This window comes from Pseudomonas sp. VI4.1 (assembly GCF_002029345.1).
Taxonomy (GTDB): Bacteria; Pseudomonadota; Gammaproteobacteria; order Pseudomonadales; family Pseudomonadaceae; genus Aquipseudomonas.
In genome coordinates this window covers 1-20,282 of the sequence record NZ_MULM01000172.1, presented here as the reverse complement: position 1 = coordinate 20,282, position 20,282 = coordinate 1, and the positions used below count along the sequence as shown (strand labels likewise).

The window sequence follows — 20,282 nt, the reverse complement described above, 5'->3', positions numbered from 1 at the left end:
TACGATGAAAAAACTTTCTCTATTGGCCATCGCCACCTTGCTGGGTGCCTGTCAGTTGATACAACCTGCCGCTAAACCCAGCCTCGAAGGCGAAGTATATTACCTGCAACGCATCGCCCTGCCGCCGAACGCCACCTTGAGCGTCAGCCTGCAGGACGTGTCCCTGGCCGACGCCCCCGCCGTAGTCCTCGACGAACAGAAAGGCCCGGTCAAAGGCCAGGTGCCGCTGCCGTTTCAACTGAGCTACGATCCGGCCCAGGTCCAACCCGGCCATCAATATTCGGTCAGCGCGCGGATCGAGGTGGATGGCAAACTGATGTATACCACCACCACTCAACACGCCGTACAGCTTGATGGCAGCGACCCGCAATCGCTGAAAGTCCGCGTCCACGCCGTCCGCTAATTTTTTCGAACAAGGAAGCCACCATGCTCCGCCCTACCCTTCGTCTCGCCGGCCTGTGCGCAGGTTTGATGTTCTGCGCCAGCGCCCTGGCGCTGTCGCTCAGCGACCTGTCGCAAAAGGACGCCACCGGCGGCCTGAAAGATGCCCTGACCCAGGGCGCTCAACTGGCCGTGAAGCAGCTGGGCACGCCTGGCGGCTTCAGCAACAACCCGGAGGTGAAAATCGAATTGCCGGGCAACCTGGGCAAGGTCGCCAGCAAAATGAAACAGTTCGGCATGGGCGCCCAGGTCGATCAACTGGAAACCAGCATGAACAAGGCGGCGGAAACCGCCGTCACCCAGGCCCAGCCGATCCTGGTGGACGCGGTGAAGAAGATGAGCGTGGAGGATGCCAAAGGGATTCTCAGCGGCGGCAATGACTCGGCCACGCAGTACCTGAGCAAAACCAGTCGCGAACAGATCCGCGCCAAGTTCCTGCCGATCGTCAAGCAAGCCACCGACCAGGTTGGCCTGGCCAAGCAGTACAACTCGTTCGCGGGCCAGGCTGCAACGCTGGGTGTAGTGGATGCGAAAAATGCCAACATCGAAAGCTATGTAACCGAGCAGGCATTGAACGGTTTGTTCGAGATGATCGGCAAACAGGAAGAAACCATTCGCCAGAACCCGGCAGCTGCGGCGACCAGCCTGGCGAAAAAAGTCTTCGGTACGCTCTAGGCTTCAGCACAAAACACCTGTAGGAGCGAGCTTGCTCGCGATGGGCTCCAGAACGGCGCGTTCATCCAGACAGCCCGCGTCATCGTTGCCGTCCATCGCGAGCAAGCTCGCTCCCACAGCTGACCGGGTATATCTGCAAGAGGTTGGTCGGCAGTCAGCCCGCCTTCATCGGAACACCGCCCGGAGCACGCGCTCACGCAATGATTCAGGGCGTCGATGCCGCCCGCAGAAAGAACACCCACTCCCGTCCCATCTTCCTCTTCTCGAACACCTTCAGCGCCACCAACCCGTTCAAGGTCGCCGACGCGGTGTTGTAGGAACAACCCAGATTCTCCTTCACATTGACCGCCGTGAACTCCTTGGCCATGCCACTCTTGGCCACTTGGTACACGGTTCGCTGTTTCTCGGTGAGCTGGTCGAAAAAGCCTGACGCCATTAGCCATCGATCAAAGGTGTCGGCATAGGCCAGGCTCTTCCGATAAGCCTCGGTAAAACTGCTGACAGCCCGCAGGATGACCGAGCACTGGAAATCGATGAAATAGGTCAGGTCCAGATCGTCGGCTTCGGTATTCAGATACGAGCGCCCGTACTTCACCGGCGCGTTGCGCAACAAAATGCTGATCGCGATGTAGCGAAAGGCCGAGAAGTCATTCTTGAACATGAACCAGTAAAACAAAGCGCGCGCGACCCGGCCGTTACCATCGCGAAAAGGATGTTCATAGCCCAGTGCAAAATGCAGGGCGATGCCTTTGATCAACGGATGAAGGTAATCCGCGTGATCGGGATCGTTGTGAGACTGATTGATCCACTTCGCCAACATCTGCAATCGTAAAGCCAGCCCCGCTGCCGGGGGTGGCGCATGGACGGTGTTGCCTTCGCCATCCTGCACCACCACGTCATCGTTATCCCTGAAATCCCCCGGCGAATATTGCGCGTCATCAATGCCTTCCACACCGACGCGATGCATCGCTGTGATCAGCTCGAGACTCAAGGGTTCATAACGCTGCTCCCAGGCGAAGTTCATCATCTTGTAATTGCCGATCACCATGCGCTCATCCGGCGTACGCGGCAGGCGCTTGCGCTTGAGCATGTCTTTGGCCACCCGCGTGGTGGTTGCCGCGCCTTCAAGCTGGCTGCTGCTGATGGCTTCGTCTTCAATCAAATCGTTGAGCAGATAACTGAAGTGCGCGTGCTCACCGATCTGGCTGGTCATGTATTCCAGCGCGGCAGTGGTCGCTTGTCGGTCGACGATGGACATCGCCTTTTGCGCCAGTGGCGTCAGCACACACTTGCCCCACTGGATCGGCTCGCCCAAGGGCAGAAGGCTTGAGTACTGGGCAGTCCGGGCTTTCTTGACCAGAGCCCAGCACAGCTTCGAATCCAGCCCCGGCGGCCAGCGGTAGCGCAATTCATCGAACGGAAGGTAACGCCCCTGATCGTCCATCGGCATAAGCAGGGCGAGGTAGTCCGAGAGACGTTCCTTGTGGGGCGAACGCGCCAACAGGTCGAAAATCGGGTCGGACTTGCCCTTCAGAATGGGTGGCTTTTTCACTGGCGCTGTCTCAAAAACTCATGAAACTGAGTCTTGAGTACAGCATTTTGCTCTCCACATCTCAATATCAGACAAGTCTGAGATAGGTGTAGGAGCAAATGCTCGCTCGCGATGATCACGACTCGGTCAGCCTGATCGGACGACGCTCATTCACAAAAAGCCCGCTGGCCTTCACAGGTTCAGCGGGCTTTTTGGTTGTGCTACTGCTGCGGATCGAGATGATCCAGCACGCGATTCACGGACAGCTCTGCCAGCACAATCATCTACTGGATGCCCAGCACCAGATTGCACGTCGGGCCGGTCAGGGAGGATGACAACTCGGTGGCCATCACGTTGGCTGAGGCAAGGGTTTCACAGGCGTGGACCAGGAGGGTTTCGGAATTGACGTCAGGGCGGATAGTGAAAATCGGGTTGGGACGGTGAGCGGGTCTGGCCAGTTTTTCGGTTTCTGGATCGGGGGGATTTGGGCTGTGTTTGATCATTTTGTAGCTCCTAACGAACGTTGGAGCGGCCAGCATCACTTGCAGATGATGGGTGGCAGCTGTATGCGGGTCTGCAAGACCGAGTCGTTAGGCAACCTCGGCAGACCCGAAGATCTCCCGCACACAGCCACCATAAATCGGTGGACGCTAAATGAAGCGCCACGATTATAGGTGCGCCTGTAGGCGCCTAACAAACTATCGGCGGGCTTGCAGTCCCGGTCGCTGAATCGGCAGCGACAATCAAAGGCTAGAGATCGGGCTTCCGACGGACAACCTGAAAATCTTGTGGGAAAGTTCTGAGCATGTGATCGAGCGATAAACATAGTCGATTTTGAGGCCGCCTTCGCTGGCAAGCCAGCTCCTACAAGGGTTCTGGGTACATTCGTAAAATCAGGTTGGCTGTCAGGCCGTCTTCGCGGGTAAGCCTCGCTCCTACAGGGGTTTCGTGTACATCCGCAAAATCAGTGCGGCGGGCAAGCCTCAATGCCGGTCAGGAAATTGTAGGAGCGAGCTTGCTCGCGATGGACTCAAGAGCGCCGCGTTTAACCAGTAAACACGCGTTATCGTTAACGACCATCGCGAGCAAGCTCGCTCCTACAGGGGACCGGGTACACCGACGCTCTTCACCACTCATCAGGCCGAGCGTTAGCTCGCCTGCAGCTTTTGATCTTGATCCACCCGCCCCTTCGGGAGGCTGAGTGGAGGTGTTCATCCGGGGAGTGGCGCGTAGCGCCGTTCGACGCAGTCGAACACGCTGCATGTAGGTCGTCGCGAAGCAGACCGGAGGGCAGTGTCCCCGGATGGACACCGGAGCGAAGGAACGCCGAGCCTTAGCGAGGGGCCGGACGCCGGGGCGAGCCTTTTTTGGGTACTTTTTTGGCGTTTGAAAAAAGTGCCTCGCCGTAAGGGCGAAACCATAGGCGGCCGTTACCGCAGCAACGGATATGTACTCCGCCAACAAGAACCTGGTCGGCCCGAAGGCCGCCAAGGTCAAAAGATCATACCGACTCGTTCTTGATTCGGAACCAGGCGGCGTAGAGCGCAGGAAGAAACAGCAACGTCAACGCAGTGGCCACAATCAACCCCCCCATGATCGCCACCGCCATCGGCCCGAAAAACACACTGCGCGACAGCGGAATCATCGCCAGCACCGCCGCGAGCGCCGTCAACACGATCGGCCGGAACCGACGCACCGTAGCTTCGATAATCGCCTGCCAAGGCTTGAGCCCGGCCGCGATATCCTGCTCGATCTGATCCACCAGAATCACCGAGTTACGCATGATCATCCCGGACAAGGCGATAGTCCCGAGCATGGCCACAAAACCAAACGGCTGACGAAACACCATCAGGAACAAAGTCACCCCGATCAACCCCAATGGCGCAGTGAGAAACACCATCACCGTGCGCGAGAAACTGCGCAATTGCAGCATCAGCAAGGTCAGCACCACCACAATGAACAACGGCACCCCGGCCTTCACCGAATTCTGTCCCCGGGCCGAATCTTCCACGGTGCCACCGACGTCCAGCAGATAGCCGTCCGGCAATTCGGCGCGAATCGGATCGAGGGTCGGCATGATCTGTTGCACCAGGGTCGCCGGCTGCTCCTTGCCATAGATGTCGGCGCGGACCGTCACGTTGGGCAAGCGGTTGCGGTGCCAGATGATGCCTTCTTCAAAGCCGTATTCCAGGGTCGCGATCTGCGACAGCGCCACGCTGGGACCGTTGTCGGTCGGCACCGCCAGGCTGGGCAGCAACGACAGCTCGGTGCGTTCGTGCACGGTGCCGCGCAGCAGGATCTCGATCAACTCGTTGTCTTCACGGTACTGGCTGACGCTGGAACCGGTCAGGGAGCTTTGCAGGAACCTCGACAGGTTCGCCGTGCTCACGCCAAGCGCCCGGGCGCGGTCCTGATCGACGTTCAGGTACACGACTTTGCTCGGCTCTTCCCAATCGAGGTGGACGTTGACCACGTGCGGGTTCTCGCGAACCTTGGCCGCGACTTTGCGCGCCAGCGCACGGACTTCCTCGATGTGCTCGCCGGTGACCCGGAACTGCACCGGATAGCCGACCGGCGGGCCGTTCTCCAGCCGCGTGACCCGCGAGCGCAGGGCCGGGAATTGTTCGTTGAGGGTGTCGATCAGCCAGGTTCGCAGGGGCTCACGGTCCTCGATGGTCTTGGCCAGGACGACAAACTGGGCGAAGCTCGCCGCCGGCAGTTGCTGATCCAGCGGCAGGTAAAAGCGCGGCGAACCGGTGCCGACGTAGGCCACGTAATTGTCGATACCGACGTGATCCTTCAGCAACGCTTCAAGACGCTTGACCTCGTCGGCGGTGTTGCTCAGGGAAGCGCCTTCGGCCAGTTTCAGGTCGACCATCAACTCAAGACGCCCGGACGCCGGGAAAAACTGCTGTGGAACAAAGCGGAACAGCACGATGGAGCCGATGAACAACACCACGGTCAGCAGGATCACCGTCTTGCGCCAGCGCACACACCACTCCACCAGGCGCCGGACCCGTTGATAGAACGGCGTACCGTAGGGGTCGGTCTGGCCGCCGGCGGTCCCGTGCTTGGCCGCATGAATTTTCGCCAGGTCCGGCAGGAGTTTTTCCCCCAGGTAGGGCACGAACACCACAGCGGCAATCCACGAAGCCAGCAACGCAATGGTCACCACCTGGAAAATCGAGCGGGTGTATTCGCCGGTACCCGATTGCGCAGTGGCAATCGGCAGGAAGCCGGCCGCGGTGATCAGCGTGCCGGTGAGCATCGGGAACGCGGTACTGGTCCAGGCATAGCTGGCGGCCTTGATCCGGTCGAAGCCCTGCTCCATTTTGATCGCCATCATTTCCACGGCGATGATCGCGTCATCCACCAGCAACCCCAGGGCCAGCACCAGCGCGCCGAGGGAGATCTTGTGCAGGCCGATGCCGAGGTAATACATGCAGGCGAAGGTCATGGCCAACACCAGCGGAATCGCCAGGGCGACCACCATGCCGGTGCGCACGCCGAGGGAGAAGAAGCTCACCAACAGCACGATGGCCAGGGCTTCCACCAGCACTTGAACGAACTCGCCGACCCCGGTTTTCACCGCCGCCGGCTGGTCGGAAACCTTGCGCAGTTGCATGCCGGCCGGAAGGTTTTTCTGGATCCTGGCGAACTCGACTTCCAGCGCCTTGCCCAGCACCAGAATGTCGCCACCCTCTTTCATGGCCACGGCCAGACCGATGGCATCTTCGGCCATGAAGCGCATGCGCGGCGCGGGAGGATCGTTGAAACCACGGCGCACGTTCGCGACATCGGCAATGCGGAACGTGCGATCGCCTACGCGGATCGGGAAGTTCTTGATCTCGTCGACGCTCTGGAAATTCCCCGAAACCCGTAGCTGCAAGCGCTCGCTGGAAGTTTCGAAGAAGCCGGCGGTGGACACCGCGTTCTGCTCCTCGAGCGCTTGCTGCACTGCCGCCAGGGGCAGGCCGAGGGTGGCGAGCTTGACGTTGGAGAGCTCGATCCAGATCTTCTCGTCCTGCAGCCCGAGCAGATCGACCTTGCCCACGTCCTTGACCCGTTGCAGCTGGATCTGGATGCGGTCGGCGTAATCCTTGAGCACCGCGTAGTCGAAGCCCTCACCGGTCAGGGCGTAGATATTGCCGAATGTCGTGCCGAACTCGTCGTTGAAGAACGGCCCCTGAACCCCCGGTGGCAGGGTGTGGCGAATATCGCTGGTCTTCTTGCGGACCTGGTACCAGAGCTGGGGAATGTCCACCGAATGCATGGAGTCCCGGGCAATGAACGTCACCTGGGATTCGCCGGGGCGCGAGAACGACACGATGCGCTCGTACTCGCCGGTTTCCATCAGCTTCTTTTCGATGCGTTCGGTGACCTGGCGCGACACTTCCTGCGCCGTCGCCCCTGGCCAGAGAGTACGGATCACCATGGCCTTGAAGGTGAACGGCGGGTCTTCGCTTTGGCCGAGCTTGGTGTAGGACAGTGCTCCCACGACCGCCAGCAACAGCATCAGGAACAGCACGATCTGGCGATTACGCAGCGCCCATGCGGACAGATTGAAACCCATCGGGATTACTCCTTGTCCGCCAGATTGACCACACGGTTGGCGCGATCCACGGGGCGCACCTGCTGCCCTTCAAGCAGCACATGGACACCGGCCGCCACCACCCAGTCACTGGCGTTCAAGCCTTCAAGCACCGGCACGGTCTTCTCGCCGAAGGCACCGACCCGCACCGGGGTTTTCTTCAAGGTGTTGTTGGCGCTGACGACCCAGACGTAGGTCGCGCCGTTTTCCGCGGTCAGCGCCGAAAGCGGCACGGACAGCGTCACCACGTCGGCGGCCTGCACGAACACCCGGGCACTCTGGCCGAGTTCGGCGGGAACCTTGCCTTCAGTGAATGAGATGCGCGCGGCGAAGGTGCGCGATTTCGGATCGGCCGCCGGGGATAACTCGCGGATGCGCCCGGCGAAACGTTGATCGGGTTGGGTCCAGAGCTCCACCGACACCGGCTGGCCGACCTTGAACCGGCCGAAACTCTGCTCCGGCAGGCTGATCGACACTTCGCGCTCGCCATCGGTGGCCAGGGTAAACACGGTTTGCCCCGCCGCCACGACTTGCCCGACTTCCACCGCACGCTTGGCCACCACGCCGTCCTGAGGCGCGCGCAGCACCGCGTAGCTGGCCTGGTTGGTCGAGACGTTGAACTCGGCCTTGATCTGCTTCAGGCGGGCTTCACCGGAGCGGAACAGGTTTTCCGCATTGTCGTACTGCGAACGACTGACCATCTGCCGGTCCATCAGGGTCTTGTAGCGATCGCGCTCGGCGCGCACCAGGTTCAGATTGGCTTCGGCAGCGGCGACCTGGGCGCGGGTGGCTTCCAGTTGCAGGCGCACGTCCTGGGGATCGAGCTCCGCCAGCGGTTGGTCAGCCTTGACCCGCTGTCCTTCCTCGACCAGTCGTCGGCTGACTTTGCCGCCAATGCGAAAGGCCAGCTCCGGCTCGAAGCGCGCCCGGACTTCACCGGGAAAGCTTTCCAGCGCCCGGCCCGACGGCTCTGGTTGCACCACCATGGCCGGTTTGACGGTGACTTGAGGCGCCTCTTCATGACCGCACGCAGACAATAAAAACGCCAGACTGACCGGCAATGCGAGGGGCAAGGCATAGCGGAACATGGTGAAGGACCTTTCGCTAATGGTGCTTGGAATAATTATACTGACCAGTATGTTATTAATAGCAAACTCACCAGTCCAGTATTAAAGCGAAGAATGCCAAACAATCTTTCAGCCCCCAACGGTCCGGGCCGCCCCAAGGATCTGGCCAAGCGCCAGGCGATCCTCGAAGCGGCGAAAATCCTGTTTCTGAGCAATGGTTACGCCAACACCAGCATGGACGCCGTGGCGGCCGAGGCCGGGGTGTCGAAACTGACGGTCTACAGCCATTTCAACGACAAGGAGAGGCTGTTCTCCGCCGCGGTGATGGCCAAGTGTGAAGAGCAATTGCCAACGCCGTTTTTCGAGTTGCCGGAAGGCATCGCCGTGGAAACAGTGCTGCTGAACATCGCGCGCGGCTTTCATCAGCTGATCAACAGCGACGAATCGGTGAACCTGCACCGGTTGATGATGACCCTGGGCAGCCAGGACCCGAAACTCTCGCAGATTTTCTTCGAGGCCGGGCCGGAGCGCATGCTGCACGGGATGGAAAGATTGCTGAGCAAGGTCGATCAGAGCGGCGCGCTGAGCATCGACAAACCGCGCCACGCAGCAGAGCATTTTTTCTGCTTGCTCAAGGGTGCGGGGAATTTCAGGCTGCTTTATGGCTGTGGCGAGCCGCTGACCGGGGACGCGGCCGAGAGCCATGTGCGGGAAGTGGTGGGGTTGTTTATGCGGGCTTATCGGCGGGAAGCTGTCTGATAGTTTTTGGGTGTCTGGTCCGGCGCTTCGCGAGTCAGCCCGCTCCCACATTGGATCTGCGGTGAACACCTATTTTGTGAACGGCAGAGATCAACTGTGGGAGCGGGCTTGCTCGCGAAGGAGGCGACGCGGTCTCAGGGCTTAAGCGCTTTCTTCGGGTAAATGTCATACCGACTGGATTTCCCATCCAGCGCATGACTCGGCTTCGGCCCCGCAATGCACGGCGCCTTGCGCGGGCGCTTGACCACCACCCGGTGGCTGGCCAGCGCCAACGCCGCTTCAAGCAGCGCCGGTGCGTCGGGGTCATCCCCCACCAACGGCCGGAACAGACGCATTTCCTTCTTCACCAGCGCGGTTTTCTCCCGATGGGGAAACATCGGGTCGAGGTAGATCACCTGCGGCGGCTCACCTTCCCAGTTGCGCATCACTTCGATCGAATTGCCCTTGAGCAATCTCATCCGCGCCACGATCGGCGCCACGTCGAAATCTTCCGCGCCACGGGCCAGGCCATCTTCAAGCAAGGCGCCGATCAACGGCTGACGCACGATCAGGATCATCTCGCAGCCCAGGCTCGCCAGCACGAACGCGTCCTTGCCCAACCCGGCCGTGGCATCCAGCACCCGCGGACGCACGCCTTGGGCGATGCCCACCGCCTTGGCGATCATCTGCCCCGTGCCGCCACCGAATAACCGACGGTGGGCCGCGCCGCCCTCGACAAAGTCCACCCGCACGGGCCCGGCGCATCGGCACCCAGTTGTTGCAGCTGCAAACCCTGCTCGCCCACCTGCAAGGCAAACTCAGCATCCGCCACCTGCATCGGCAAGCCCAGGCGATCGGCCCATTGCTCGGCCTGTGGCTGAAAGGCCGGGGTCGAAGCCTCGACGTGAATGCGGCAGACCGCAGGTTGCTCAATCATGGGAACACGCTCAAAAAATTAATGATCGGCAAAAACGGCCGATAACAACACTATCGAGCATTTTGCCAGAGCTGAGCGTCGACCGAGAAAAATGTCAGACTTTCAACCCTCCATTACCGGCTTTATCTCGCCCTACGGCGATTACAGCCGGCAAAATACCCAGGCACTGAGCGGTGTCAGTCACCTGTGGCAGGATTTTTTTGCCCGGGCGCTGGCCGATCATTCGGGTGAGGCGCTGCCCGAATCGCTCAACTTTCCAGCGGTCGATCTCGACAGCCCGGTCGAACCCACGGTGGGCAGCGATCTGCTGGCGCACATCGTTGCCCAGCGCGACTGTGAAGTGAAGGACAACGAAGTACGCCCGCCCGAGCCCTTGTTCCTGCCGATTGCGGAGTTCGAAACGGACCTGGCGGACAAACCCTCCCCACCGTTCCCGGAGGAGGCCATCATCGCTCAGCAGCAACAGCAGGACTTCGAAAGCGCCTGGGTGCGCCCCATCGTGCTGACCGCAGGCCAGCCCGTGCCGCAAGCCGGCCCGGCACCCCAACCGCGTGCACTGCACTTGCCGATCGCCGAGTTCGAACTCCATCTGCTGGACAAGCCCTTCCCGCCGTTCTCGGCCGAAGAGCTGATGGAACAACAGCAACGCTTCGATTTCGATACCGGCTGGGCGCGCCCGATCGTGCTGCAGAACCTGCGTATCGCCGCCTGAGTCTCAGCGACAGACCTGCCACGGCCCGACATCCAGGTGAAAGTGATCGCGATGGGCGGCGTTGTAGTCCGGGCTCAATACCCCACTGAACAGGTCGCAGGCACCATCGCGCACCTGGCGCAGAAACCGTGCGTCCTGATTATCCTTCGGCCAATCCTTGAGCACATTGACGGCGCGGCCGTCGGCCAGGCGGAAACCGGCGATATCGAGCGCATTGGCGCCGGCGTGCTGGCTGCGCCTGCCGTTCTCGCGACCGTAGACGTTGCGGCAGGCAAAGCTGCCGAGATGCTCGACGCGGGTCACAGGCTGGCCATAGACCGCCTGGGCGGCGGGTTGCAGCGCGTGATGTTCGAACAGGGCGAAGGACACCGCCAACCGACAACTGGCGAGGAAACTGCTGCTCAGGGCCACTGCGCCGCCTTGCACGCGCCAGGTGTTGAGCAACGGGCAGGTCGCGCCTGGGCTGTCGGCCTGGCGCGACACACGTAATCCGGAGCTGCCCAGGACCTGATCGCACAGCTGCGGATCATCACGCAGTCGCATCAGCTTGTAGCCCGTCAGGAAATTGGGTTGGGCCTTCACGTCCAGCGGCGCCCAAGGGTTCCATGGCGGCGGCAGCGAGATCCAGCCACGCCAGACACTCACCGCCGCCGTGCCGATGATCAACACCAGCACCAACATCACCTGCAGCGCCCGCATCGTCAGCCTTTGAACAATTGATTGGCCTGCTGGAACGGCATGGAGCGCGAGGTGAAGCCGAAGGTGCCCGACTGCCGGATCTCTTGCGCGGCACGAAAGAACTCGCCATACGCCGCCAGGGCCAGTGCCGAACCCACGCTGATCCGCTTGACGCCCATCTCGCTCAATTGCTCGACGGTCAGCTTGAGCCCGCCGGACATCAACACGTTGACCGGTTTGGGCGCTACCGCCCGCACCACCGCCAACACCTCTTCAGCGCTGCGCAGGCCCGGCGCATACAGCACGTCGGCGCCGGCTTCGGCAAACGCCTGCAAGCGGCGAATCGTTTCGTCCAGATCGGGGATGCCATGCAGGAAGTTTTCCGCCCGGGCCGTCAGCGTGAACGGGAAAGGCAGGCTGCGGGCGGCCGCGACCGCGGCTTCGATACGGGCGACTGCATGGTCGAAGCAGTAGATCGGGCCGTCTTCGCGTCCCGTGGCATCTTCGATCGAGCCGCCGACCGCGCCTGCTGCGGCGGCCCGCAAGATACTTTGCGCGCATTCGGCAGGATCGTCGGCGAAGCCGTTTTCCAGATCGACCGCGACCGGCAGATCGGTGGCCGCGACTATCGCCTGGACGTTCGCCAGGGTCTGCTCCAGGGTCAGCCCACCATCGGGACGGCCCTGGGAAAAGGCATAACCGGCGCTGGTGGTCGCCAGAGCCTCGAAACCAAGGCTGGCGAGCATGATCGCCGAACCGGCGTCCCACGGGTTGGGAATCACAAAAGCGCCGTCGCGTTCATGCAGGGCTCTGAACGCCTGGGCTCGAAGGGTTTGCGCATCCATTGGCAGGCTCCCGGGAAGAGGAAAAATCCGCTTCAGAGCAGGCCAAGTTGCTCCGCGGCGGGCTCTCTGTATAGCTCAGGCAGCGGCGACAGGCCAGGCATTCGCAGCATCAGCTGTGCGTGGAAGCGTTGAGCAAGCCTGGCGGCCAGCAGATTGTCGGCGGTGTGCAGGAAAATATACGGCGTGCGGCCTTCTTCGATCCACAGGGCGATTTTCTCGACCCAGGGCACCAGGAACGGGTCGTTGGCTTCCAGTTGCGGATGGCCGATGAAACGCACCTGCGGAAATTGGGTAAATGCCGCCGGACGGGGTGGAACCCGGGGTTTTTTCGACTGGGCGTGGAGCACTGACGGATCAGTCGAGGTGCAGCTGAACAGCGCACGCGGATCGAGGCAGATGCGCTCGACGCCGCGATCCAGCAGCAGGCGATTGAGCCGGCGCTCGTCATCGCCCTTGGCGAAGAACGCGTCATGCCGCACTTCGACTGCCAGGGGTCGGTCCACGGCATCGATAAAACCGGCCAGCTCCGCCAGCCGTTGCGGCGTGAAGCTTTTCGACAGTTGCAGCCACAGCGGCGAAACCCGCTCACCCAAGGGGCTGAGCAATTGCAGGAAGGTTTCGGCAGCCGTCAGTTGTTCCCGCAGGTCGCCGCTGTGACTGATGTCGCCGGGAAACTTGGCGGTAAAGCGAAAGTGCCGCGGCATGCTGTCGGCCCAACGCTGCACGGTGGCGGCAGAGGGGCTGGCGTAGAAGGTCGTATTGCCTTCCACGGCGTTGAACACCTGGGAATAGAGGTTCAGAAATTCGGCGGGCTTGGCGTCTTGCGGATACAGGTAGTCGCGCCAGGCGTTTTCACTCCAGGACGGGCAGCCGAGGTAGTAAGGCAGCCCCATCAGATGTACAGGTCGAGACCCAGCACATCCGCATCCCAATCGACAAAACCGGCGGTGCTCAGGTAGCTGGCCAAGGCCATGGATACGGTTTTGCTCATGGCGCGGTGGTAAACCATGTCTTGCTGACGGGCAGGTAGATTGCTCAAGCGTTGCGCTGAGGCTTTGGCGGCGCGGGCGGCCAGTTGCTCTTCGGACGGAAATTCCAGCTCGCCGTCGATATCGACGGATTCGTCCTCCACTACGCGGCCTTTGCGAGGCTGGCGCTTGATGGGGTAGGACTGGGAGGAAAGGCCGTCTATACGCATGATTGCGGGGCTCGGTATTGATAATGGCAGTTTAGTGGCGCACAAGCCACTGCGCAAACAGCCGAATGATCACTAGAACACAGAAACGACGAAAGGTTTGACAGTGCGAGCAAAAAACGACGATTGGCTGTGTTGCTTATACCGCTTTCGCGAGCAAGCCCGCTCCCACAGGTTCTGGGGAGTTCTACGATGCTGTGCTCGACGCAAAACTTGTGGGAGCGGGCTTGCTCGCGAAAGGACCAACCCGGTTCAAAGAATTAACGGGCCTTGGGCGTCGCCACTTTATCGCGCAAATACACCGGCTGCGCCTCATCCGCCACAATCGCCTCACCCCGTTCCCAGGCAAATCGCGCCAGGGTCAGCAAGTCTTCAGCATGCGGCAGCATGCCCGCATCCTGCCCGGTCAAACTGACCGCGATGCGCTCGGCATATCCCCAACCGGTGCCTGCACCGAACCAGTCACCGCTGGCATCGGCCGGCAACGCTGCCGCTTCCGGCGGCAACACCGCCTCATTGCCGACCAGGCGCATCTCCCCTGCCGTCTCGCGGTAGCAGCCCCAATACACCTCATCCATCCGCGCATCGATGGCCGCTGCGACTTGGCTGACGCCGTGTTCGCGATACGCTCGCTGTGCCAGCACCGCCAGGTTCGACACCGGCAATACCGGGCGCTCCAGTGCAAACGCCAGCCCCTGTACCACGCCGATGGCGATCCGCACGCCGGTAAAAGCCCCCGGCCCGCGACCGAAGGCGATCGCATCGACCGCTTGCAAGGTCGTCCCGGCCTCGGCCAGCAATTGCTGAATCATCGGCAACAGCTTCTGCGCATGCAGGCGCGGGATCACCTCGTAATGGCTCGTGACCTTGCCGTCATGCAGCAAGGCAACGGAGCAGGCTTCAGTCGCGGTGTCCAGGGCCAGCAAGGTGCTCATCGATGTTTCCGTAAGAGAGGTCAGAAAAAGTGCGCCAGTATAAACAACTACGGCCCGCAAGCGGGCCGTAGAAGATCAGGCAATGTTCAGCTCAGCGCTTCAAGCACCTTGCCGGTGATCGCTTCAACCGAACCAACACCTTCGATGTGGCTGTACTTCGGTTTGCCTTGAGCGGTGGACAGCTCTTGGTAAAACTTCACCAGAGGCTCGGTCTGGGCGTGGTAGACCGACAGGCGGTGACGCACGGTTTCTTCGGTGTCGTCTTTGCGCTGCACCAACTCTTCACCGGTGGTGTCGTCTTTACCGGCAACTTTCGGCGGGTTGTAGACGATGTGGTACACGCGGCCGCTGGCCTCGTGAACACGACGGCCAGCGATACGCTGAACGATGTCTTCGTCTTTAACGTCGATTTCCATCACGTGATCCAGCTCTACACCAGCTTTCACCAGGGCTTCAGCCTGAGGAATAGTGCGCGGGAAACCGTCGAACAGGAAACCGTTGGCGCAATCGGCCTGGCTGATACGTTCCTTGACCAGATTGATGATCAGGTCATCGGAAACCAGACCACCGCTGTCCATGACGCTCTTGGCGATCAGGCCCAGCTCGGTGCCGGCCTTGACCGCGGCACGCAGCATGTCGCCAGTGGAGATTTGCGGAATGCCGAATTTCTCGGTGATGAACTTTGCCTGAGTACCTTTACCGGCCCCGGGAGCTCCCAGCAGAATGACGCGCATCGATGTGCTCCTCAATTTTTTATATAAATAACGTCAGATTCGCCTCGTGGGGCCAACCTCAAAAAAAGGATCGTGACCGCCCAAACGGCCAGAGGCTGATCAAGATACACAGCAGGCCCTGACCACACAAGCCGCCGAAAGTCGGAGAAACCCGCGCCTGATGTGACCTGTGCGACGGGGTACCCCAAGTCGCAACCCCATCATTAACTGTCGCCTGGCAGCACTTTTCACGCCTGCGCCAGCAGGCACCCGATGCCCGCATCGGGTGCCTGGACCCACGGCAAAAACCTTAGCCGGTATTGCGCAATCCGGCGGCAATCCCCGCCACAGACACCAGCAGCGCCTGTTCTACCGGGCTGCCCTGCTCCACCTCCTGTTGCCTGGAGCGCGCCAATAATTCGGCCTGCAATAGATGAAGCGGGTCGAGGTAGGTGTTGCGCAAGCGGATGAATTCAAGGGTGGCTGGGCTATGTGCCAGTAGCTGAGACTGACCGGTCAGCCCCAGGACCACCGCGCAGGCCTGCGACAATAGGTCGCGTAAATGCGCGCCCAAAGGCAGCAGATTCGGTTCGACCAGCCGCTCATCATAGGACCGGGCGATATCGCTGTCGGCCTTGGCCAGGACCATTTCCAGCATATCGATGCGGGTACGGAAGAACGGCCACTGCTCGCGCATCTGCCCCAGCAGCTCGCCTTCGCCGCGTTCCAGCGCCTTGCTCAGGGCGGCTTCCCAGCCGAGCCAGGCCGGCAGCATCAGGCGTGTCTGGGTCCAGCCGAAGATCCACGGGATCGCCCGCAGGCTTTCGATCCCGCCCGCGCGGCGCTTGGCCGGACGGCTGCCCAACGGCAAGCGTCCCAGTTCCTGTTCCGGCGTGGACTGGCGGAAATACTCGACGAACTGCGGATTTTCCCGCACCACGGCGCGGTAGGCGCTGACGCCATCGGCGGCCAATTCGTCCATCAAGTGCCGCCACTCGGGTGTGGGCGGTGGCGGCGGCAGCAAGGTCGCTTCCAGCACGGCGGCCAGGTACAGATTGAGATTCTGCTCGGCGATGTCCGGCAAGCCGAACTTGAAACGGATCATTTCCCCCTGCTCAGTGGTGCGGAAACGCCCCGCCACCGAGCCCGGCGGCTGCGACAGGATGGCCGCGTGGGCCGGACCGCCACCACGGCCAACGGTGCCACCGCGACCGTGGAACAACAGCAGCTCCACTTGTTGCTCACGGCAGATGTCGACCAGCCGCTCCTGCGCCCGATACTGCGCCCAGGCCGCCGCGGTGGTGCCGGCGTCCTTGGCCGAGTCGGAATAACCGATCATCACTTCCTGCGGCCCCTGCAGGCGCGCGCGATAGCCCGGCAGCAGCAACAGTTGCTCAATCACCGGACCGGCGTTATCGAGGTCGGCCAGGGTTTCGAACAGCGGCACCACGCGCATGGGCCGCAACACGCCGGACTCCTTGAGCAGCAGTTGCACAGCCAGCACGTCGGAAGCGGCTCCAGCCATGGAAATCACATAGGAGCCAAGTGAAGCCGCCGGTGCCAAGGCGATTTCCCGGCAGGTCGCCAGCACTTCTGCAGTGTCGGCGGACGGCTTGAAATACGCAGGCAGCAATGGCCGACGGTTGTTCAGTTCACGCATCAGGAAGGCGATGCGCTCTTCCTCGTTCCAGTCTTCGTAGCGACCAAGACCGAGGTAATCGGTGATTTCAGTCATCGCCGCCGAGTGTCGGGACGAATCCTGGCGCACGTCCAGGCGCACCAGGAACAGGCCGAAGGTCACGGCCCGGCGCAGGCAATCGAGCAACGGGCCGTCGGCGATCACCCCCATGCCGCACTCGTGCAGCGACTGGTAACACAGCTCCAGCGGATCGAGCAGGTCGCGGTTGTTTTGCAACACATTCGCTGGCGCCGGCGTGGCCGCGGTCAAGGACGCGTGCGCCCAGTTACGGGTGGCGCGCAGGCGCTCGCGCAGTTGTTTGAGCACGGCGCGATAAGGTTCGGCGCTGTCCCCGGCCTTGGCTTTGAGGGCATCGCTGGCTTGCTGCATCGACAATTCGGCCGCCAGATGATCGACATCGCGCACGTACAAATCAGCCGCCATCCAGCGCGCCAGCAGCAGGACCTCACGGGTCACGGCAGCGGTCACGTTGGGGTTGCCGTCCCGGTCGCCGCCCATCCACGAGGCAAAGCGAATCGGCGCGGCCTCCAGCGGGAGGTGCAGGCCAGTGGCGTCATGCAGGGCTTTATCAGCCTTGCGCAAATAATTGGGGATCGCCTGCCACAACGAGTGCTCGATCACCGCGAAGCCCCACTTCGCCTCATCCACCGGCGTCGGTCGGGTGCGGCGAATCTCTTCGGTGTGCCAGGCTTCGGCGATCAGGCGTTGCAACTTCGTGTGGATCTGCTCGCGCTCGGCGCTGGTCAGGTCGCGATGGTCCTGGGCAGCCAGTTGCGCGGCGATGGCGTCGTATTTCTGGATCAGCGTGCGCCGTGCCACTTCGGTCGGGTGAGCCGTGAGGACCAGTTCGATCTCCAGCCGGCCCAGTTGCCGCGCCAGGGATTCCGCGCCATGCCCTTCGGCGCGCAGGCGTGCCAGCAGCTCCGGCAGCACCCGCGCTTCGAACGGTGCCGGCTGCGATTCTTCGCGGCGGTGGATCAGCTGATATTGCTCGGCGATATTGGCCAGGTTGAGAAACTGGTTGAACGCCCGCGCAACCGGCAGCAACTCGTCTTCACTCAGTTGGTTGAGGCTGGCGCTCAGCTCGGCATCCATCGACCCGCGACGGTCGGCCTTGGCGCCCTTGCGGATCTGCTCGATCTTGTCGAGAAAACCGTCCCCATACTGTTCACGAATGGTGTTGCCCAACAGCTCACCCAACAGGTGAACGTCCTCGCGCAAGCGTGCATCGATATCGGTCATCAGCAGTTCTCCAGCGATAAATCCGGGCGGCTAAGATCTTTAAGAGTGCCGCTCCAGACCGGTTCTTACAAGCAAGACGACGAAGGGACTTTAAACCTTTGCCGTTATAGCTAATCTGAAGAGTAAGCCGTACAACGGCCGCCGCCGGCCAATGCTGGCACTCTCCCTGCCTGCCACGAGCAGGCGCGCACTGAGGTCTTTATGAAAATCCGCGAGCTAGCCCAGCACTGGGAAGAAAACGCCAAGGGTCGCCTGACCGACACCGGCTACAAGATTCATCTGGATGTGGAGGCTGCCGCGCGGCTGGCTGCGATCGTCGAGATGTACCCCAAACGGCATCCCGAAGAACTGCTCGGCGAACTGATCGGCGCCGCCCTGGAAGAGCTCGAGAAAAGCTTCCCCTACGTGAAGGGCTCGACCGTCGTGGCTACCGATGAAGAAGGTGATCCGCTGTACGAAGATGTGGGGCCGACGCCGCGTTTTCTCGCGTTGTCCCGTCGGCATTTGCAAGACTTGTCGAGTGCTGGCGACAAACCGAAACATTGATCTGCACCTGATCCCTGTAGGAGCGAGCTTGCTTGCGATGGTCTCAAAGGCGACGCGTTCATTCAGAATAAACGCGTCATCGTTAACGTCCATCGCGAGCAAGCTCGCGCCTACAAATGCGTGTTCCCGATCCGAAACCGGTCGGGGATACCGCTGCGCATCGCCAAAGTTCCCGTCGCAGAGCCTTGTCCGCTCGGTCAATATTTTTTCGGGCGATGGGCCATCTTCTCTGAACTTTTGAAAAACGCCTCGGGTCACACCCAGTAACCACGCTTGGGACGGCCGTGTCAGAACACCCCGGAAATTGTCGGTTGCGGCTCCTTGCCCAGGATGGATTTTTAAGTTTTTCAGGAGTTATACCAATGGAGTTGAAGACCATGAAGACCCGAACTGCCCAATCCCCGTCGACCCGCCTGCGCGGTCTGAAACTGGCGGCACTGGCCATCGGCAGCAGCCTGGTCCTGGCCGGTTGTGCCGGTAACCCGCCTAGCGAACAATTCGCTGTGACCCAATCCGCCGTGAATGGCGCCGTCAGCGCCGGCGGTACCGAATTCGCCGCCGTGGAAATGAAGTCCGCCCAGGACAAGCTCAAGCAAGCTGAAATCGCCATGCACGACAAGAAGTATGACGAGGCGAAGATTCTCGCCGAACAGGCCGAGTGGGACGCTCGCGTAGCTGAGCGCAAAGCCCAGGCGATGAAAGCCGAACAGGCTGTGAAGGACTCTCAGAAAGGGGTTCAGGAACTGCGTCAGGAAAGTCAGCGCACCGTGCAATAAGCGGCGCGGCACGACGTACTTCTTACTCGACTAAAAGGACGAAACCATTATGCGTAAACAATTGATGATCCCTGCCCTGCTGGCGGCAAGTGTTGCACTGGCTGCCTGCTCTACGCCGCCCAACGCGAACCTGGAACAGGCCCGCACCAACTACAGCGGCCTGCAGGCGACCCGCAAGCCAGTAAAGTCGCGGCGCTGGAAACCAAGGACGCCAGCGATTACCTGGACAAGGCCGACAAAGCCTACATGGACAAGGAAAACCAGGCCAAAGTCGATCAGCTTGCCTATTTGGCCAACCAGCGAGTTGAAGTGGCGAAGCAGACCATCGCCCTGCGCACCGCTGAAGCCAATCTGAAGAACGCTTCCGCTCAACGTGCCCAGGCCCGCCTGGATGCCCGCGACCAGCAGATCAAGCAGCTGCAGGACAGCCTGAACGCCAAGCAGACCGATCGCGGCACCCTGGTGACTTTCGGCGACGTGCTGTTCGCCACCGATCGGGCTGACCTGAAATCCAGCGGTCTGGTCAACATCAACAAACTGGCGCAGTTCCTCCAGGAAAACCCGGACCGCAAGGTGATTGTCGAAGGTTATACCGACAGCACCGGTACGGCTTCGCACAACCAGTCCCTGTCCGAGCGCCGCGCCGGTTCCGTGCGCATGGCGTTGGTGAAGATGGGCGTTGATCCAGCGCGCATCGTGGCCCAGGGTTATGGCAAGGAATACCCGGTTGCTGAAAACGGCAGCGTTTCGGGTCGTGCAATGAATCGTCGGGTGGAAGTGACCATTTCCAACGACAACCAGCCGGTGATCCCGCGTTCGGCGATCAGCTCGAACTGAGTTGAACCTGCTGTAATACAAAAGCCCCGCCTGATCCGATCAGGCGGGGCTTTTTTTGCTGGCGATCACTCAACCCTGTGGGAGCGGGCTTGCTCGCGAAAGCGATTTAACATTCAAAATGTAT

At 61.2% G+C, this 20,282-nt stretch carries 16 protein-coding genes and 3 pseudogenes; 7 read left to right on the top strand and 12 right to left on the bottom strand.

What is annotated here, in order from left to right; translation table 11 throughout:
* Positions 1-4 precede the first annotated feature (4 nt).
* Both BZ163_RS23315 and BZ163_RS23310 read left to right on the top strand, forming a co-directional pair.
* A complete protein-coding gene (locus BZ163_RS23315; RefSeq protein WP_128872766.1) occupies positions 5-403 on the top strand; it encodes a YbaY family lipoprotein in 399 nt (132 codons plus the stop codon).
* Between the two features lie 23 nt (positions 404-426).
* On the top strand, positions 427-1,116 hold the full coding sequence (locus tag BZ163_RS23310; protein WP_128872765.1) for a DUF4197 domain-containing protein: 690 nt from the start codon (positions 427-429) through the stop codon (positions 1,114-1,116).
* 205 nt (positions 1,117-1,321) lie between these two features.
* Here BZ163_RS23310 and BZ163_RS23305 read toward each other — a convergent pair whose 3' ends face one another.
* From BZ163_RS23305 to BZ163_RS23285, 4 genes and pseudogenes are all read right to left on the bottom strand, one after another.
* Positions 1,322-2,668, bottom strand: coding sequence for a Fic family protein (locus BZ163_RS23305; RefSeq protein ID WP_128872764.1), 1,347 nt, complete (start codon positions 2,666-2,668; stop codon positions 1,322-1,324).
* Between the two features lie 200 nt (positions 2,669-2,868).
* A pseudogene (locus tag BZ163_RS23300) lies at positions 2,869-3,150 on the bottom strand (DUF6124 family protein).
* Positions 3,151-4,148: 998 nt separating this feature from the next.
* Entirely contained in the window at positions 4,149-7,220 is a 3,072-nt protein-coding gene (locus tag BZ163_RS23290) for an efflux RND transporter permease subunit (RefSeq protein WP_128872763.1), read from the bottom strand.
* 5 nt (positions 7,221-7,225) lie between these two features.
* A complete protein-coding gene (locus tag BZ163_RS23285; RefSeq protein WP_128872762.1) occupies positions 7,226-8,326 on the bottom strand; it encodes an efflux RND transporter periplasmic adaptor subunit in 1,101 nt (366 codons plus the stop codon).
* Positions 8,327-8,419: 93 nt separating this feature from the next.
* On the opposite strand from BZ163_RS23285, the gene BZ163_RS23280 reads away from it, so the two are divergent.
* Complete coding sequence (locus BZ163_RS23280) at positions 8,420-9,064, top strand: TetR/AcrR family transcriptional regulator (protein ID WP_128872761.1); 645 nt, start codon at positions 8,420-8,422, stop codon at positions 9,062-9,064.
* Between the two features lie 134 nt (positions 9,065-9,198).
* Here the strand turns inward: BZ163_RS23280 and BZ163_RS23275 are convergent.
* Positions 9,199-9,980 (bottom strand): annotated as a pseudogene (locus tag BZ163_RS23275) (class I SAM-dependent methyltransferase).
* 91 nt (positions 9,981-10,071) lie between these two features.
* Between BZ163_RS23275 and BZ163_RS23270 the strand changes: the two are divergent.
* Entirely contained in the window at positions 10,072-10,692 is a 621-nt protein-coding gene (locus BZ163_RS23270; protein WP_128872760.1) for an energy transducer TonB, read from the top strand.
* A gap of 3 nt (positions 10,693-10,695) precedes the next feature.
* Here BZ163_RS23270 and BZ163_RS23265 read toward each other — a convergent pair whose 3' ends face one another.
* The 7 genes from BZ163_RS23265 to ppc all read right to left on the bottom strand — a co-directional run bounded on the left by BZ163_RS23265 (position 10,696) and on the right by ppc (position 17,999).
* Complete coding sequence (locus tag BZ163_RS23265; protein WP_128872759.1) at positions 10,696-11,391, bottom strand: extensin family protein; 696 nt, start codon at positions 11,389-11,391, stop codon at positions 10,696-10,698.
* A gap of 2 nt (positions 11,392-11,393) precedes the next feature.
* Positions 11,394-12,215, bottom strand: coding sequence for an oxaloacetate decarboxylase (locus tag BZ163_RS23260; RefSeq protein WP_128872758.1), 822 nt, complete (start codon positions 12,213-12,215; stop codon positions 11,394-11,396).
* A 32-nt stretch (positions 12,216-12,247) separates the two neighbouring features.
* Positions 12,248-13,108 carry a DUF72 domain-containing protein gene (locus BZ163_RS23255; protein ID WP_128872757.1) on the bottom strand — a complete coding sequence of 287 codons (861 nt, stop codon included), beginning with the start codon at positions 13,106-13,108 and terminating at the stop codon, positions 12,248-12,250.
* Positions 13,108-13,413 (bottom strand): hypothetical protein, encoded by a 306-nt coding sequence (locus tag BZ163_RS23250; protein WP_128872756.1) that lies wholly within the window; start codon positions 13,411-13,413, stop codon positions 13,108-13,110. The genes BZ163_RS23255 and BZ163_RS23250 overlap by 1 nt, the downstream gene beginning before the upstream one ends.
* A gap of 257 nt (positions 13,414-13,670) precedes the next feature.
* Positions 13,671-14,345 (bottom strand): tRNA (adenosine(37)-N6)-threonylcarbamoyltransferase complex dimerization subunit type 1 TsaB, encoded by a 675-nt coding sequence (tsaB, locus tag BZ163_RS23245; RefSeq protein ID WP_128872755.1) that lies wholly within the window; start codon positions 14,343-14,345, stop codon positions 13,671-13,673.
* 86 nt (positions 14,346-14,431) lie between these two features.
* The gene (adk, locus tag BZ163_RS23240) at positions 14,432-15,079 is read right to left on the bottom strand and encodes an adenylate kinase (RefSeq protein WP_128872754.1); all 648 of its coding nucleotides are present in this window, start codon (positions 15,077-15,079) and stop codon (positions 14,432-14,434) included.
* A 289-nt stretch (positions 15,080-15,368) separates the two neighbouring features.
* On the bottom strand, positions 15,369-17,999 hold the full coding sequence (gene ppc / locus BZ163_RS23235) for a phosphoenolpyruvate carboxylase (protein WP_128872753.1): 2,631 nt from the start codon (positions 17,997-17,999) through the stop codon (positions 15,369-15,371).
* Positions 18,000-18,200: 201 nt separating this feature from the next.
* On the opposite strand from ppc, the gene BZ163_RS23230 reads away from it, so the two are divergent.
* The 3 genes and pseudogenes from BZ163_RS23230 (at position 18,201) to BZ163_RS23220 (ending at position 20,158) form a co-directional block, all read left to right on the top strand.
* The gene (locus BZ163_RS23230) at positions 18,201-18,545 is read left to right on the top strand and encodes a pilin assembly protein (protein WP_128872752.1); all 345 of its coding nucleotides are present in this window, start codon (positions 18,201-18,203) and stop codon (positions 18,543-18,545) included.
* 362 nt (positions 18,546-18,907) lie between these two features.
* Positions 18,908-19,321 carry a DUF4398 domain-containing protein gene (locus BZ163_RS23225; RefSeq protein ID WP_128872751.1) on the top strand — a complete coding sequence of 138 codons (414 nt, stop codon included), beginning with the start codon at positions 18,908-18,910 and terminating at the stop codon, positions 19,319-19,321.
* 49 nt (positions 19,322-19,370) lie between these two features.
* A pseudogene (locus BZ163_RS23220) lies at positions 19,371-20,158 on the top strand (OmpA family protein).
* The last annotated feature ends 124 nt before the right edge of the window (positions 20,159-20,282 follow it).

Coding starts and splice junctions, on each gene's coding strand:
- adk (WP_128872754.1), bottom strand. CDS start 15,079: ATGCGCGTCATTCTGCTGGGAGCTCCCGGGGCCGGTAAAGGTACTCAG.
- BZ163_RS23270 (WP_128872760.1), top strand. CDS start 10,072: ATGTCAGACTTTCAACCCTCCATTACCGGCTTTATCTCGCCCTACGGC.
- ppc (WP_128872753.1), bottom strand. CDS start 17,999: ATGACCGATATCGATGCACGCTTGCGCGAGGACGTTCACCTGTTGGGT.
- BZ163_RS23285 (WP_128872762.1), bottom strand. CDS start 8,326: ATGTTCCGCTATGCCTTGCCCCTCGCATTGCCGGTCAGTCTGGCGTTT.
- BZ163_RS23315 (WP_128872766.1), top strand. CDS start 5: ATGAAAAAACTTTCTCTATTGGCCATCGCCACCTTGCTGGGTGCCTGT.
- BZ163_RS23250 (WP_128872756.1), bottom strand. CDS start 13,413: ATGCGTATAGACGGCCTTTCCTCCCAGTCCTACCCCATCAAGCGCCAG.
- BZ163_RS23290 (WP_128872763.1), bottom strand. CDS start 7,220: ATGGGTTTCAATCTGTCCGCATGGGCGCTGCGTAATCGCCAGATCGTG.
- BZ163_RS23310 (WP_128872765.1), top strand. CDS start 427: ATGCTCCGCCCTACCCTTCGTCTCGCCGGCCTGTGCGCAGGTTTGATG.
- BZ163_RS23260 (WP_128872758.1), bottom strand. CDS start 12,215: ATGGATGCGCAAACCCTTCGAGCCCAGGCGTTCAGAGCCCTGCATGAA.
- BZ163_RS23230 (WP_128872752.1), top strand. CDS start 18,201: ATGAAAATCCGCGAGCTAGCCCAGCACTGGGAAGAAAACGCCAAGGGT.
- BZ163_RS23265 (WP_128872759.1), bottom strand. CDS start 11,391: ATGCGGGCGCTGCAGGTGATGTTGGTGCTGGTGTTGATCATCGGCACG.
- BZ163_RS23280 (WP_128872761.1), top strand. CDS start 8,420: ATGCCAAACAATCTTTCAGCCCCCAACGGTCCGGGCCGCCCCAAGGAT.
- BZ163_RS23225 (WP_128872751.1), top strand. CDS start 18,908: ATGGAGTTGAAGACCATGAAGACCCGAACTGCCCAATCCCCGTCGACC.
- tsaB (WP_128872755.1), bottom strand. CDS start 14,345: ATGAGCACCTTGCTGGCCCTGGACACCGCGACTGAAGCCTGCTCCGTT.
- BZ163_RS23255 (WP_128872757.1), bottom strand. CDS start 13,108: ATGGGGCTGCCTTACTACCTCGGCTGCCCGTCCTGGAGTGAAAACGCC.